At 40.8% G+C, this 15,735-nt stretch carries 13 protein-coding genes; 3 read left to right on the top strand and 10 right to left on the bottom strand.

Going from position 1 to position 15,735, the window contains the following annotated elements; all coding sequences use genetic code 11:
- Nucleotides 1-57: 57 nt before the first annotated feature.
- The 3 genes from J0X13_RS08040 to J0X13_RS08030 all read right to left on the bottom strand — a co-directional run bounded on the left by J0X13_RS08040 (nt 58) and on the right by J0X13_RS08030 (nt 3,031).
- Nucleotides 58-639, bottom strand: a complete 582-nt coding sequence (locus J0X13_RS08040; RefSeq protein WP_207070944.1) for a hypothetical protein — start codon at nt 637-639, stop codon at nt 58-60.
- 167 nt (nt 640-806) lie between these two features.
- The gene (locus J0X13_RS08035) at nt 807-1,715 is read right to left on the bottom strand and encodes a GYDIA family GHMP kinase (protein WP_207070943.1); all 909 of its coding nucleotides are present in this window, start codon (nt 1,713-1,715) and stop codon (nt 807-809) included.
- Entirely contained in the window at nt 1,715-3,031 is a 1,317-nt protein-coding gene (locus J0X13_RS08030; RefSeq protein WP_207070942.1) for a hydroxymethylglutaryl-CoA reductase, degradative, read from the bottom strand. Before J0X13_RS08030 ends, J0X13_RS08035 begins: the two co-directional genes overlap by 1 nt.
- 325 nt (nt 3,032-3,356) lie before the next feature.
- On the opposite strand from J0X13_RS08030, the gene J0X13_RS08025 reads away from it, so the two are divergent.
- Both J0X13_RS08025 and J0X13_RS08020 read left to right on the top strand, forming a co-directional pair.
- Nucleotides 3,357-5,516, top strand: a complete 2,160-nt coding sequence (locus tag J0X13_RS08025; RefSeq protein WP_207070941.1) for a S9 family peptidase — start codon at nt 3,357-3,359, stop codon at nt 5,514-5,516.
- A 19-nt stretch (nt 5,517-5,535) separates the two neighbouring features.
- Nucleotides 5,536-7,071, top strand: coding sequence for a peptide MFS transporter (locus J0X13_RS08020; protein WP_207070940.1), 1,536 nt, complete (start codon nt 5,536-5,538; stop codon nt 7,069-7,071).
- A gap of 8 nt (nt 7,072-7,079) precedes the next feature.
- On the opposite strand, the gene J0X13_RS08015 is transcribed toward J0X13_RS08020, so the two are convergent.
- From J0X13_RS08015 to surE, 6 genes are all read right to left on the bottom strand, one after another.
- A complete protein-coding gene (locus tag J0X13_RS08015; RefSeq protein WP_207070939.1) occupies nt 7,080-9,077 on the bottom strand; it encodes a ComEC/Rec2 family competence protein in 1,998 nt (665 codons plus the stop codon).
- A 19-nt stretch (nt 9,078-9,096) separates the two neighbouring features.
- Nucleotides 9,097-9,642 carry a C40 family peptidase gene (locus J0X13_RS08010; protein WP_207070938.1) on the bottom strand — a complete coding sequence of 182 codons (546 nt, stop codon included), beginning with the start codon at nt 9,640-9,642 and terminating at the stop codon, nt 9,097-9,099.
- 33 nt (nt 9,643-9,675) lie between these two features.
- On the bottom strand, nt 9,676-10,788 hold the full coding sequence (gene lpxB, locus J0X13_RS08005; protein WP_207070937.1) for a lipid-A-disaccharide synthase: 1,113 nt from the start codon (nt 10,786-10,788) through the stop codon (nt 9,676-9,678).
- A 121-nt stretch (nt 10,789-10,909) separates the two neighbouring features.
- On the bottom strand, nt 10,910-11,212 hold the full coding sequence (locus J0X13_RS08000; protein WP_242535676.1) for a four helix bundle protein: 303 nt from the start codon (nt 11,210-11,212) through the stop codon (nt 10,910-10,912).
- A 35-nt stretch (nt 11,213-11,247) separates the two neighbouring features.
- A complete protein-coding gene (locus J0X13_RS07995) occupies nt 11,248-11,535 on the bottom strand; it encodes a hypothetical protein (protein WP_207070936.1) in 288 nt (95 codons plus the stop codon).
- On the bottom strand, nt 11,525-12,304 hold the full coding sequence (gene surE, locus J0X13_RS07990) for a 5'/3'-nucleotidase SurE (protein ID WP_207070935.1): 780 nt from the start codon (nt 12,302-12,304) through the stop codon (nt 11,525-11,527). The genes J0X13_RS07995 and surE overlap by 11 nt, the downstream gene beginning before the upstream one ends.
- A gap of 201 nt (nt 12,305-12,505) precedes the next feature.
- Between surE and J0X13_RS07985 the strand changes: the two genes are divergently transcribed.
- A complete protein-coding gene (locus J0X13_RS07985; RefSeq protein ID WP_207070934.1) occupies nt 12,506-14,680 on the top strand; it encodes a carboxy terminal-processing peptidase in 2,175 nt (724 codons plus the stop codon).
- A 69-nt stretch (nt 14,681-14,749) separates the two neighbouring features.
- On the opposite strand, the gene J0X13_RS07980 is transcribed toward J0X13_RS07985, so the two are convergent.
- Nucleotides 14,750-15,643 carry a bestrophin family protein gene (locus tag J0X13_RS07980; RefSeq protein WP_207070933.1) on the bottom strand — a complete coding sequence of 298 codons (894 nt, stop codon included), beginning with the start codon at nt 15,641-15,643 and terminating at the stop codon, nt 14,750-14,752.
- Nucleotides 15,644-15,735 lie beyond the last annotated feature (92 nt).

The following is a 15,735-nucleotide window of genomic DNA, read 5'->3' as shown; positions in this document are numbered from 1 at the left end:
GGAAACAAAAAAGCCTCCGTTTTTTACGGAGGCTTTTTTTATTGGATTAAGTCTGAATTATTTGCTTTCCTGTTCATCCCATTTCATCTTATAGCAAATGTTGGTTATTTTCCCTGTGGAATCCACCGTGATTTCGAAACCCTGTTTCGATCGGAAATAAGCATCTCGTAAAAAATACCATTTGCCATTTTTAAAAAAGAATTCTCTTTTATCCGGTTTCCAGTTGGCAATAGGGTAGATATCATCCAACATGGATTGGAAAACGAATGCGGTTTCTTGGTTTAGGCGGAAATCCTCCTGAATATAACTGGTCAGTTCCGGTAAGCTGGTATTGGTATCGATATGCTCAAACCGCTTTACGTTTTGGCCATTGTCCACGACAATGAATTGATGGATCTCCGTATCCTTTTCCCCATAGATGTTTTTGGTCTTTTGGGTTATGTGGAACACATCGTATTTTAAAATGTTATTTACCGCCTCGGAAGTGATCTTGTTGTAATCGGTCTCGCAGCTTTTGTTGATAAAGTTATCGAGGCGATACGTGGCCTCTGGATGGTCTTGGCAAAATGCACAAGTAATGGAAAGAAGCATTGCCCATGTTAGGGAATTGCCAATTGTATTTTTAAAGATACAATCCATTTTACACAATAGTTTGATGAATATCTATCAAACTTATGCGCAAACCATTGATTTTTTGGGTGCTAATTGATGGATGGGGTGTTTGGTTGGACAGAACTAGGCTTTGAATTCTTATACCCTATATATTTATGAATTGGATGATAGACTACTTACACCCTTAAAAGTGACTATAAAACCATTTTTGAATAAGGAATCACAGTGTTGTACCCTTTGGATTTAAAATAGGAAATGGATTGTTCATCACCCGTGGCCAGAACAAAATCCCCTCCCCAGGCTCCAAGACTTTTTATCATCCCAAAATAATCCGGAAAAAGTTGCTGCTTTACGGGATCAATTTTTAGAATATGGGAAAGTAAGCTTTCGTGCTCTTCCATTAGTGATTCAAAACCGGATAATGTGGAAGCTGAAATCATTTTTCTTGTAATGTCCGAAACCTGTTTCACCAACTTTGACTTGTCGAATTGTTGGTCTCTATAGTTGGCTATGGCTTCTTTACTGCTCTGTTTTTTGTTGAGGTGGACAAAAAATAGGGAGTTCTTGAAGCTTGGATCGAAATCGACCTGTTCAATTTTTGGCTCTCCATCAATGAGTTGATAGGTAATTGGAGCGTTATATTGAGCACAGGCAATATCGTAACCACTGCCGCCAAAAGCATTCCATAAAAGTTCATAGGCATCAACACGCGCCCATTGAGCCAAATTGTTTATTAGGGTGGAAGATGTTCCAAGGCCCCAGGATTTTGGAAAAGTAAGATGGGTCTCGATCTGGAAACCATGACTATCTGTCAATAATAATGGGTTTTGGGCGTTGGCTTCCAAAAGTAAGGACACCAATGTCTTGGCCATGGTTTCATCCGAGGTGGAAACCACATGTAGATTTTTAAGGTCAAACTTCGCAGAGAACCAGATTTTATTTTTTTCATCAAAACTGGTCCACTCCAAAAAGCCCGATTTTGTCGGAGTTACATGGAGCGATTGCCCATAGCTGGTGGGGATGGCCAAGCCCAATGCGCCGTCTAAAATAGCATACTCGCCCGTTAACAATAACTTGCCGTTGCTGTAAAACTCCTTCTCCATTAGTTTGATTTAATTCTTTCAAAAGCCTCTTTTACCGAGGCATTGGTTACGGTCTGATCTTTAAAATAGGTGACCAATTGTTGCTTTTCGGCTTCTGTGGCCCCCAACTGGTTCAACATGTTCAATAAGTGCATTTTCATGTGCCCCTTTTGAATCCCCGTTGTGACCAAACTACGGACTGCCGCAAAATTCTGGGCCAATCCGGCTACGGCCACAATTTGCATCAGTTGTTTTGCAGATGGATTTTGAAGGATCTCCAAAGCCAGTTTTACCAACGGGTGCAAGGTGGTCAATCCGCCTACGGTTCCGAGAGCAAGGGGCACCTCGATCCAAAACTTGAAAATGCCGTCTTCTATTTTTGCATGGGTGAGGCTGGAATATTGACCGGCTTTTGCGGCATAGGCGTGCACGCCTGCTTCCACGGCCCTAAAATCATTTCCCGTGGCAAGTACGACCGCATCGATCCCGTTCATAATGCCCTTGTTGTGTGTTACGGCCCTATATGGCTCCACATTGGCTATGTTCACTGCCTGCACAAACTTTTCGGCGAATTCCTCGGCAGGCATGTCCGCATTGCCCAATTCCGAAATGGGGCAACTTACCTCGGCCTTTACCAAACAATCGGGCACATAGTTGGACAAGATGCTCATCACCACCTCAATGTTTTTTTCTTCCTCGGTAAAACCATCAAAAGTAAGTGCGAGCTCCTTTAATGTTTTGGCAAATTGTTCCAAGCAGGAATTGATGAAATTCGCTCCCATGGCATCCAAGGTCTCAAAAGTGCAATGGAGCTGGTGGTAGCCTTCGATCTTATCCGTTAAATCCCTTAATTCAATGGCATTGATACCTCCGCCCCGCTTTTCCATGTTCTGTGTAATGGCAGCAACGCTTTTAAACAATTCTGGTTTGGCCGAATCAAAGAAATTGGAAAACTTTTCTTTATCTCCTTTATATATAAAATGTACCTGCCCAACTTTTTCAGTACCGATGATCTCGGCTTTAAAACCACCACGTTCCAACCAAAACTTCGCTGCCTTGCTTGCTGCCGCTACCACCGAGCTTTCCTCTATGGCCATGGGTATGGCATAGAGTTCGTCGTTGATCCTGAAATTTGGTGCTATGGCAAATGGCAAATAGTAGTTGGATACGGTATTCTCTATAAACTCATCATGCAACTTTTGCACTCTGGGGTCCGTGTTCCAATACTGTTCCAACAGTTGTTTGGTGGCCTTCGGGTCCTTGGTGCAATTGGTGGCTATCCAATCAATTTTTTGGGTTTTGGTAAGTTTGGAAAATCCTTCAACGGGAGTGTTCATAAAGCTGGGTTAAAGCATTCAAATATACGGATATTGACCATTTAGGCGAGCCTCGTATTTATTTTGAATTCGAAGAGGTGTTTTAAAGGTTAAATTTTGTTGCAAACGCAACATCAAAATTTATTTTTCCGATAAATATTAGTAAACTTGGGAGTTTTTAATCAAATAAACCTAGCGCATAGGTAGTATGTAGCTATGTGTAATTTGAAACAAAATGTCATGTCGAGCGCAGTCGAGACATTTTTTGTTTGACCTTTCGACTGCGCTCAAGATGACAAAAACGTTTTTGATATTTAAGAGAACTTTTAATCAATTTATTCACTTCATGAACAAACAATCTTTTCTATTCCTGTTCCTTTTGGGAGTTGTTACTTTTTCCACAGCGCAAAAGAAAAAAATAACCCTTGAAGAGATTTGGGGAGGAGAGTTTAGGACAGAAAGCATGGATGTCCTAAGATCCATGAACAATGGTACACAATACACTGTTTTAAATACCACACGTTCCCCACGTTCCAGTAGTTTGGACAAGTATGATTACGAAACCTTGCAAAAGGCGGAAACCATTGTGGCATCGTCCGATGCCGTGCCCTATTTTTCGTCCTATACCTTTAGTGATGATGAATCACAGGTACTTTTGGCTACTGAAGTAGAGCCCATATTTAGACGTTCCCGCTTGGGCATTTACTATGTGTATGATATCGCCTCCAAAGAATTGGTGAAAATTTCCGAGACAAAGATCCAAGAACCGACCCTTTCTCCTGATGGAAGCAAAGTGGCCTATGTTCTGGACAATAATTTGTATGTGATGGACTTGGCCGAACGAACCACCAAACAAGTTACAACCGATGGTAACAAGGGTACCATTATTAACGGGGTTACTGATTGGGTGTACGAAGAGGAATTTGCCTTTGTACGTGCTTTTGAATGGAACAGTGACGGAACAAAAATTGCTTTCCTCAGATTTGATGAGACGGAAGTGCCACATTTTTCCATGGATTTTTACGGCACGGGATTATATCCATATCAATACGAATTTAAGTACCCCAAAGCTGGGGAGAAGAATTCCATAGTTACCCTACATATGTATGATGTCGCTTCCGGAGCTATCTCGGATGTTGACCTAAATGATCCATACTACATTCCAAGAATCAAATGGATGCACGATGCAAACAAGCTAAGTGTCCAGACTTTGAACAGACATCAAAACGATTTAAAACTATATGCGGTAAATGCAGAAGATAATTTAGCGACCGTTTTGTTGGAAGAAACCGATGCGGCTTATGTGGACATTGATGACGACCTTACATTTTTGGATGATGATAGCTTTATATGGACAAGCGAGGCCGATGGCTACAACCACTTGTATTTGTATGACAGCAATGGGAAACTAAAAAACCAGATTACCGAAGGACCTTGGGAAGTGACCCGCTACTATGGCTATGACGAGAAACATGACCGTATTTTTTATCAGTCGGTAGAAAATGGTTCCATCAACAGGGGGGGTTACAGTATTTCCACCAAAGGAAAACGTAAAAAGGAATTATCGACCCAAGAAGGAACCAACTCTGCAGCTTTTAGCACGGACTTTACGTATTACATCAATACATATTCAAGCGCGACTACCCCATACAGGTTTACGTTGCACGATGCTTCCAATGGTAAATTGGTCAAGGAAATCAAGGATAATTCAGCCTTGCTGAACAAATTGAATGGATACGAGATTGCGCCCAAAGAGTTCTCCACCATCAATGTAAATGGGTACGACCTTAATATGTATATGATCAAACCGGCCGATTTTGATCCAAATAAAAAATATCCACTCTTTATGTTCCAATACAGTGGTCCAGGTTCGCAACAAGTAGCCAACCGATGGATGGGAAGTAACGATTACTGGCACCAACACTTGGCATCGCAAGGTTACATTGTAGCTTGTGTAGATGGTAGGGGAACGGGATTAAAAGGGCGTGACTTTAAAAAATTGACTCAAAAAGAGTTGGGTAAATACGAAGTGGAGGACCAGATTGCGGCAGCTCAAAAATTGAGCGAACGTTCTTATATCGATGAAAACAGAACCGGAATCTGGGGATGGAGCTATGGAGGTTTTATGTCCACTAACTGTTTGCTTAAGGGCAACGACACTTTTGAAATGGCCATCGCCGTAGCGCCTGTGACCTCTTGGCGTTTTTACGATACCATTTACACGGAACGTTATATGCAGACACCACAGGAAAATCCGACCGGGTACGATGATAACTCTCCATTCAACTACCCAGAATTGTTGAAAGGGAAGTATCTGTTGGTTCATGGTTCGGGAGATGACAATGTGCACGTACAGAATACCATGAGAATGATAGAGGCCTTGGTGCAGGCCAACAAACAGTTCGATTGGGCGATTTACCCGGATAAAAACCATGGGATCTATGGGGGCAATACCAGATTGCACCTTTATACCAAAATGACCAATTTCGTTAAAGAAAATCTTTAGAACTTAAACCAATACAGTTATGTCAGAAGTATCCAAACCAGAGAGTGAAAAGCAGTTATTTGGACACCCAAGGGGATTGTTTTACCTCTTTTTTGCAGAGTTATGGGAGCGTTTCAGTTTTTATGGAATGCGAGCGTTGCTCACCCTTTATATGGTGGATGTAATATTCGCAGCTTTAATGGAACGAGATTATGCAACCGCAGCGGTTTATTCTTCATATGGTTCGTTGGTTTACGCTTCAACAGTTATTGGAGGTCGTATTTCCGATAGTATCTTGGGAATGCGTCGATCTATTTTTCTTGGAGGGATATTGATGTCTTTAGGACATTTTGTTCTGGCTATAGAAAACCATGTTACTTTTTTTATTGCCCTTTCACTTATAATAGCGGGCAACGGGTTCTTTAAACCGAACATTTCAACATTTGTTGGTTCGCTTTATAAGGATGGGGACCCAAAAAAGGACTCGGGATTCACCATTTTTTACATGGGAATCAATATTGGTGGATGGGTGGCACCTTTGCTTTGTGGCTTTTTGGCGGCCAAATATGGATGGCACTATGGATTCGGACTTGCTGGCATTGGGATGCTTACGGGACTGATTGTTTTTTGGAGCGGTATCAAAAAAGGGGTTTTCGGAGACAAAGGGCTTCCTCCAGAAAACGGAAATATTGAAAAGAAGGTATTGGGACTAAAACAAGGCATATTGGTGCCGGTTTTGGCATTTGCTTCAGTTCCGATTATAGCTTATTTGCTTTCTGCATACAAGGCACTTGGGGCAGAGGGAACCTTTTTTGGAGATCAAAACATTGTAAACGTTATTTTTAAATTGATTGGTATTTCCATTTTGTTGTACCTGGGCTACATCATGTTTAAAGCTACAGTAGAAGAGCGTAAAAAACTCTTTGTAGCGGTACTGATCACCTTTTTTATGACCATTTTCTGGGGGTTCCATGAGCTTTCAGGTAGTGTAATTACGCTTTTTGCAGCTCGAAACGTGGACTTGGAGGGAATTATGTCAGCTTCCCAGACGAATTCTTTGAACTCCATGTGGATCATTATTTTGGCTATTCCTATTTCCTTAATGTGGCAATGGTTGTCCAAAAAGAAGCTGAATCCACGAACTCCGTACAAGTTTGGGATGGGACTTTTGTTTGCAGGTATCAGTTTTTACGCACTGGCCATTAGTGGAGCTAGTGCCAACGAAAATGGATTTGTTCCGTTCACATACTTGCTGTTGATGTATTTCTTGTTATCGGTAGGGGAACTGTTCATGTCACCCGTAGGGCTGTCAAAAATTACAGACCTTTCACCAAAGCGTATCGTAGCCTTTATGATGGGGGTTTGGTTCCTATCATCGGCATTTGCATTCCAAGTGGTTGGTTTTATTGGTAAGCAATTGGCCATCGAAAGCACAGATGCCGATATAAGTGGTTTTAGCACCCTCAATATTTATACCGATGGATTCATGCTCATTGCACAATATGCGCTAGGAGCTGGGGTTTTGGTTATCATAGCTTCACCTTTGATCAAAAGATTGATGGGCAACGTACACTAAGAAAAGATTCAAAATTTAAAAGTATAATATCCCTTTTCACCGGTGTAGTGGAAAGGGATTTCTTTTTGGGCACAGGTTGTTTTCCATTTGTTGACCATAGTTGGGTAATTGCTGCCATCGGCGATTACTTTTTTGGGTTTGATGGAATCCAGAACCCGTTCCAGATTTATTTTTGGAGATTGTGTGAGCAACAGGTAATCCATATGTTCTTCCAAAGGAAGGATGCCCAAACTATCCACAATAAACAGTTTTTTATCCCCAATGCGATAACTGTTTTGTAATGTGGTTGTATCTACGTTTTGAATCCGTTCGGCCACGGCATAGTTGTCCGCAATGTTTCTGATGTTGGAGCTGTCCGAAGTAAGAATGGAAAGTGAATTCCCCATTTGATGCAAAAGAACTGTATTTTTTGTTCGGTGTGCCAGTACAATGCTTTCCTTTTGATGCACCTGAAATTGCCCCCAGATAACCCAACTTTGATAAAGGATCATACCTCCGAAAAATACCAGAGCTGATTTCCACCGGGGTCGGGATAGAAATATGACCATGGCAATGATAATAAGATAGCCCAATAGCAGTTGTGCCGAATCAAATGGAATGTTTTTGATGATGAAACCTTCTTGCTGGGCCACCCACCTGACAATGGAATTCATTAGGTTAATGATCCAATTGAAACTATCAACCATAAATTGGGGCAAGTAATCAATCAAAGTCAACAGGATGATCAAGATTCCGAAGCCCAAAATAAATCCCAGAAAGGGAACTATGAGCAGGTTGGAAATAAAAAACAATGCCGGAAACTGATGAAAATAGAACAGACTAATGGGAAGAACGCCTAATTGGGCGGCAACACTCATGGATAACAATTGCCAAATTTTACGAACGATAATATGCTCAGGAAACCAAAACTTTTGCAACTTGGGATAGATCCAAACAATGGCAAGTACCGCCGAATAACTCATCTGGAAGCCTACTTGGAACAAAAACAAGGGCTTAATAAGTAAAATGAACAACATGGAAAGTGCCAAAATGTTGAATGAGTTCGTCGGCCGGTTGAGGTAAAGTGCGTAGGCCACAAAAGAGAACATGGTCACTGCACGAACAATGGAAGGGGAGAGTCCAGCCAAAAATGCGTAGCCCCAAAGTAACAAAACAACCAGGATGAGCTTAGTGGTTTTACCTTTAGGTAAACCCTCCAATGGGGACAAAAGAAACTCCAACAAAAAAAGGATGATCCCAACATGAAGCCCGGACACGGCCAAAATATGGACAGCTCCCGCATTTTTATAATTGTTATAGGTGGTTTCGGAAATATCCTCCCGTTTTCCCAAAAGCAAAGCTTGGACAACACTTAGTTCTTCCGTTCCAAAGTTCTTTTTCTCTAATTTGGAAATGATATGCTCCCGGAAGTCGCTTGCCATACCGAACAAGGTTTTTGGGGCATGTTCCTTTTTTACAATATTGCCATAGTTGGTGTTGATCTGGTGTTGAATCCCTTGTTTTAAAAGGTAATCCTTGTAATCAAATTGGTGTGGGTTTAATGGTGGACGAATACCTTCAGGTTTGGTATAGATCAAGAACTCATCATCTACCTGTAATTGTTTTACTGTTGAATCCGCTGAAAGACTAAAAAGTAATTTTCCCGATGCTTGTTCATTGTCCGAAGTAATGATCTGGGTGACATATCGATGGAAGAATTTGTTGGGTTTGAGTACTTCACTTACTTTTAATTGCCAAACTTTTTCCTGTTTAAGGTCTGATTTTGAGTAGTGATCGGGCATACCACTACCCATGGAAATACCCACAACAAAAACACCCAAATATATGGTGATAATCGAAGCAACCACTTCAAAATACGGGAACCCTGTTCTGTGCTGCTTTTTGCCGATCCAAAAAAGGGCTGGCATCAAAAAAAGCATGGATAGCAGAGGCAAAAGTGGCGCTACATCAAAATAAAAGCCGATGATAATGCCCAAAGCAACCCACAAGGTGAGTTTAATGGACACAAAGTTAAGTTGGCGCACCTTACAGGATTCGCATGGCCTTTACAAAAGCGCTGTTCCAATACCCTTCCCGTAACGAGGATACCAGTACACCGCGTGAGGTTGTGGCATGGATAAATTTAATATCGTTTCCATCCACATCGACCACCAAACCCACATGATTGATGCGTCTCCCCGTCTTACTTGTTTTAAAAAACAGCAAGTCTCCTTTTTCGATATGGGTTACCCTGATTTTTTCACCTTCCAAGGCCATTTGGTAGGATGTTCTGGGGAACATAATATCGTTTTCCTTTAAGGAAACATAGACCAATCCGGAGCAGTCCATGCCCCTTTTTGTGGTTCCCCCGTATTTGTAACGGGTTCCTGAAAAAGTCAACGCGGTGGAAATAATTTCGTTGGCCTTAGCATTTTTACGCCCCTCCTTTTTGGATTTTCGTTTAGGGGAAGTATCGGTGGTGGACCCCTCTACCGTAACGGTTCGGGTCTTGCTGTAGGTGCGTCGTTTTTTACCTGGGCCGCAAGCGGCAAGGGTAAAAAGCAACAGTAAGATTATGGTTTTTCGTAACATCCAAGAATAGATTTACTTTCTTGGAAGATAAAACTACGCATTTTTCACAATTAATTGGGCGGCCTTTTCACTGGCACCTTTTCCTCCCAATTTTTCTTTGAGCAATTTATAATCGGATAAAATGCGTTCTCTTTCGGTTCCGCCTACTATTTTAGAAAGCTCAGCTTTAAGGTTTTTTGTAGTCAAATCATTCTGAATCAATTCCTTGACGACTTCCCTCTTCATGATCAAATTTACCAAGGAGATATAATCCAGCGTGATGATTCGCTTCGCAATTTGATAGGAAATCCAATTTCCTTTATAGCAGACCACTTGAGGGATGCCAAAAAGAGCGGTTTCCAAAGTGGCCGTTCCACTCGTGACCAAAGCGGCATGGGAATGCTTTAAAAGTGTGTAGGTTTTGTTGGAAACATACTCCACTTTGTCTCCTTTAAGGAATGGTGTGTAAAACTCATCAGGTAGACTGGGAGCTCCGGCAATTACAAATTGGTAATTGGGGAAATCCTTTTTCACGGAAAGCATCACATCCAACATTTTTTGTACTTCCTGCTTCCTGCTACCGGGCAATAAGGCGATAATGGGCTTTTCGGGATCTAGGCCGTTTTCTTTTCGAAATATTTCATTATCCTGCAGTGGAGTGTTCTCAATGGCATCGATTAGTGGATGCCCAACAAACTCAACTGGATAGCCATGTTTGTTTTCGTAAAAATCCTTTTCGAAAGGAAGGATGACGTACATGTTATCTATGTCCCGCTTTATTTTTTTGATTCTACCTTCCCTTGATGCCCAAATCTGTGGAGAAATGTAATAATTGGTTTTGAAACCGTTTGCTTTGGCCCACTTTGCGATTCTTAGGTTAAAACCGGAGAAATCTATAAAAATAATCTGGTCGGGATTGAACTTTTGGATATCCTCTTTGCAATACGAAATGTTTTTGAAGATGGTGGGAATGTTCATCAGTACTTCCAAAAAACCCATAAAGGCCATATCCTTGTAGTGTTTGGCCAGTTCACCGCCAGCTTGCTGCATTAAATCACCACCCCAACAACGAATCTCTGCTGAGGCATCCTCTTTTTTGAGAGCCTTTATCAAATTGGATCCGTGTAGGTCCCCCGATGCTTCACCAGCTATGATGTAATATTTCATTGTAAAGTGTCAAGTTCAAAAATAATTTCAATAGCAGAAAACATTCATTAAGATATCGATGAGGATTCTTTTTTGTTTTTGATTATTGTTACAATTATTTTAATCAATTGTTCAACTTCATCTAAAAGAGAATTTCTTTCCCCCTATCCCCATAACTTAATTTTTTTAAAATTTTTAAGTTAACCCTAGATTCCTTTAGTTCTTTCAAACTTAAACTAGCTTTGTTTATGTAGTCTTTATCCGAATTAGCACCCTGTACTTCACCAAAATTCAATGCTGCACTTCCGCCAGAGCGCAACAACTGGTTTCCGTGATAGTTTCCAATAGGATCTTTCGGTAAGTCTTTAAAAAATAAAGCTGTTTTAGCCGCAAATTCCACTATTCTGTCTTCTAAATCGAACTTTTTTGCTTGAATTTGGGACATATATTGCATTTGTTTTTTGGTTTGCTCTTGAGCTTTTAAGACATCACTTTATACAATAGAATGACCAGAGCTGTTACCAAAGTCGCTAGCATAACGCCTTTGGCCCGTTGGTCTCTCTTGATCCGTAAAAATCCAAAAAACGCGACCAAGTTTAATATGGCGCCCAATGCCAACAAGCTGCCAATGTGCCCTTGATCTATAGCGGCATTAAACGTTTCAACAATGCCCAAATCGGAAAATAGCAGAATATAAAGCAAGGTACCAAAGGTATTTGCAATGATTCCTACGATAAATCCTATGATGATTTCTTTCTTATTGTTCATTTAAGTTCCAGTTGTTTATTTGTGGTATGGCATGGTGTGCCGTAAGGTCAAATTGAGTAGGTACTACGGAAATATAGCCTTCTGCCAGTGCCCATTCGTCGGTGTCTTCACCTTTGTCCAAAAGTTCAAATTCCCCCGTTAGCCAATAATAATCCTTTCCTGAAGGGCTTGTTCGTTTATCAAACTCTTCTTTCCAGTTGCCTCGGGCCTGCCTGCATATTTTAACACCTTTTGGTGCGGTTTTGGTTTTGGGAATGTTCACATTCAAAACCGTACCCTTTGGAATTCCGTTGATCAATGCTTCGGAAACAATATTTTTGATCGGTCCCAATGCCGGTTCAAAATTGGCATCCCAAGAATAGTCGCACAATGAGAAACCAATGGCAGGAATACCTTCAATGCCAGCTTCGATTGCAGCACTCATCGTACCCGAATAAATCACATTAATGGATGAATTTGACCCATGGTTGATGCCGCTTACACAAATATCAGGTCTGCGGTCCAAAATTACCCGAAGTGCCAATTTTACACAATCGGCAGGGGTTCCACTACAACTGTACTCGCTCGGAGCCCCTTCTTTATGGTCTACTACCACCTTTTTGGAAAACAAAGTGCTATCCACCGTAATGGCATGTCCCATGCCGCTTTGTGGACTGTCGGGAGCCACTACAATTACATCTCCAAGCTCTTTCATGGTGCGTATAAGTGCCCTAAGTCCGGGAGCGGTTATGCCGTCATCATTGGTAACAAGTATCAACGGTTTTTCCATGTCGGATAATTAATGGCATAAAAATACGTTTTTCATAAGGATATGAAACCTTTGGCGTTTAACAAAAAATTAAATCCAGCATTCAGGACTGGCACGGTTTTTTCTGTATATTAGGGAATTCATACAATTAGAAACGACGGATGACGTAATGAAGATTTGACAGTATGAGGTCAGATTATTTCGCTCCAGAAAAATCACATTATGAAAAAGAACTTTATTTTGGCACTTTTGGTTATTCTTGTTGCAGTTGCCTCCTGCAGTTTTACCAATAAGTCTTTTGGAAATGACGACAAGGATAAGCTTCTACTTGATTTAATCACTTATGTTTTGGAAAGAGGGCATTATGAGCCCAAGGAAGTAAACGATAAATTCAGTTCCAATGTTTTTGATGATTTCATTGACATAGTTGATCCTACCAAAAGATATTTTTTAAAAAGCGATATACGGGAATTTGAAAAATATAGGTTCATGATCGATGATGAGATCAGAAACACCGACATTGAATTTTTCAATACAGTATACCAACGCTTGATGTTACGAATGGACGAGGCCAAGGAAATTTACAAAGAAGTGCTTTCCGAACCTTTCGATTACACCGTTGATGAAACCATCGAAATCGATTATTCGGAACAGGATTTTGCCTCCAACAAAAAGGAACTTAAAGAACGTTGGAGAAAACAATTGAAATACAATACGCTGAATGTTTTTGATAACAAGATCGATAACCGGATTTCAGAGCTAGACCAAGCTTCGAGCGCAAAAACAGAAACAGTTCTGGCCTTTGATCAAATTCCAAGTACTGTGGACAAAGCGGCCACCGAAGAAGAGGCAAGGAAAGTGACAAGGAACACTTTGGATGAATTCTTTGATTTTGTGGACGATTTGGAACGCAAAGATTGGTTTGTACAGTACTTGAACACTATTGTCGAAGAATTTGATCCACATACGTTTTACTTTGCCCCAGAGGAAAAAGAAAAGTTTGATATAGGTATGTCCGGTAAGTTTGAAGGTATCGGTGCCAGATTGCAGAAAAAACCCGAAGGGGCTAAAATCGTAGAGATTATTTCAGGAGGACCTGTTTGGAGAGATCAGTCTCTCGAAGTTGGGGATGAAATTCTCAAAGTAGGACAGAAAGGTGAAGAGCCTATCGATATCGTTGGTATGCGATTGGACGATGCCATTAAATTGATCAAAGGCCCAAAGGGCACCGTGGTTGAATTGACCGTTAGAAAAGTAGATGGAACCATAGAAACTGTCTCAATTACCAGAGATGTAGTTGAATTGGAAGAATCCTACGCAAAATCAGCTACAATAGAAGCGGGCAACCAAAAATATGGATTAATAGATCTGCCAAAATTCTACGTGGATTTTGAAGATTATTCAGAAAGAAATGCGGCTACAGATGTTGCCAAGGAGTTGGAGCGTCTTAAAGAGGCCGGAGCAGAAGGCATTATTTTGGATTTGAGAGATAATGGAGGAGGATCATTGAAAACCGTTGTGGAAATGGCAGGGTTGTTTATTAAAGATGGCCCTATTGTTCAAGTACGTTCCTCTGGTCAAAGAAAAGAGGTGCACGAGGATAAGGACGAACGTATTCAATGGGATGGTCCGTTGGTTATTTTAGTGAACGAGCTGTCCGCATCTGCATCTGAAATTTTAGCCGCTGCCATGCAGGATTATAAAAGAGCCGTTATTATTGGAAGTAAGCAAACTTTCGGAAAAGGAACGGTCCAAAATGTAATTCCTTTGGATGGTATTGTACGTGGAAATCAGCATGGAGATCTGGGCGCCATTAAATTGACAACTCAAAAATTCTATCGAATCAATGGAGGATCGACCCAGTTGGAGGGGGTTAAAAGTGATATAGTGGTTCCGGACAGGTACAGCTACATTGATTTAGGTGAGCGTGATCAACAAAATCCTTTGGGTTGGGATAAAATTACTCCAGCAGATTACAAAGCATGGGATGGTTATATTGATTTGGACGAAGCTGTTAAAAACAGTAAAGAACGTATGTCTAAAAATGAGCAAATCAAACTTATAGAGGAAAATGCGAAATGGTTGAAGGAACAACAGGACGAGAATTTGATTTCCCTTAAATATGATTCCTATGTAAGCAAAGAGCAGGAAGCTAAAAAAAGATCTGAAAGGTTCAAGAGCCTGAAGGATTATGATTCCAAATTATCTTTTGGTTCTTTACAATATGAGACTGAGTTGTTTACTCAAGATTCCGTGCTCAGAGAAAAAAGGAACAGATGGCACAAAGATCTGGCACGTGATATTTATGTGGAAGAAGCAGTGAACGTGCTAAAAGATCTACATAAGAACAATATTAAGAAAAAGGAAAACGACGAATTGGCTAGCGTAAAAGGATAGTCAATTACCTTATTAACTTTAACAAAAAGCCAGCTCAAAAGGAGCTGGCTTTTTTGTTTGATCAGAATACTACATGATATAAAAATCTTCTGGTTCAATGGGTTTGGGAAGATTTGTCTCGCCGATAAGTTGCTTTATATTAATATCAATGGTACGTGATATGGAGGTTACGGGCGTGTCCGTAGGACGGTTTTCAAATGGGTCCTGTAATCTAAAAGCCGCTTTTTCAAGAAAAAAGAAGACCATGGATAGAATCACCAGTACGGGAACCTCGATAAAAATGCTCAAGTTCAAGGGTTCTGTGAGCGAGAGAAAGATGACGAAAAGGTATATCGCCAAGTGTAGCCCTTTTCTATACGTTGTTGGGAAAACCGTATTTTTGATACGCTCACATTTGCCCATGGATGCCGTTAACCGTTCCATGGTTTCCTCCAATTGAAGCCTCGAAAACTTATCTAATTTGCCTTCATCGTACAGCTCTTTCAACGAATCGGTCTGCAAATCCAATATTCCCAAAGGCACATTGTTTTGTGATTGTAATTTTTTAAGCTCTTCCTCAGAGATAAGCCCCTTTAAATTGTCGTATGGATCTTGGCCCCGTAAAGATTGTCCAAGCGAATAGCACCAGGCAATTTGTCGGTGAGCCATGGTTTTTATCATCGGGCAGTCCGTTTCGGTGTACATTTTTAATTGCATCACAAGAGTACGCGAATCGTTTACGATGGCGCCCCAAATTTTTCGGGCTTCCCACCACCTATCGTAGGACTGGTTTACTTTAAATGATATCAGAATGGATATCGCAATTCCCAAGGTTGTTGGGATGGTCAGTGGAATCTCCGTGTAATGATGCGAAAAAAAGATGACGGGAATATCGGTAACCAGTACGATGAGCAGTACCACCAATAAAGAAACTTTAATCTCGTTGAAAACATATTTTATCGGTAATACAGGTTTTATAATCATGTAAATTGTCTTTTTAAAGGTTACTTTTTTGGCTCGATCGTTTCAAGATAAAAATATTCACTAGGAGTTTTATTTTTTTAGGATGTATTTAT

The organism is [Muricauda] lutisoli (nom. illeg.) (assembly GCF_017313105.1).
In the GTDB taxonomy this organism is placed as follows: Bacteria; Bacteroidota; Bacteroidia; order Flavobacteriales; family Flavobacteriaceae; genus Flagellimonas; species Flagellimonas lutisoli.
Note: the sequence above shows the minus strand (reverse complement) of the source record. Positions and strands in the feature narration are given on the sequence as shown.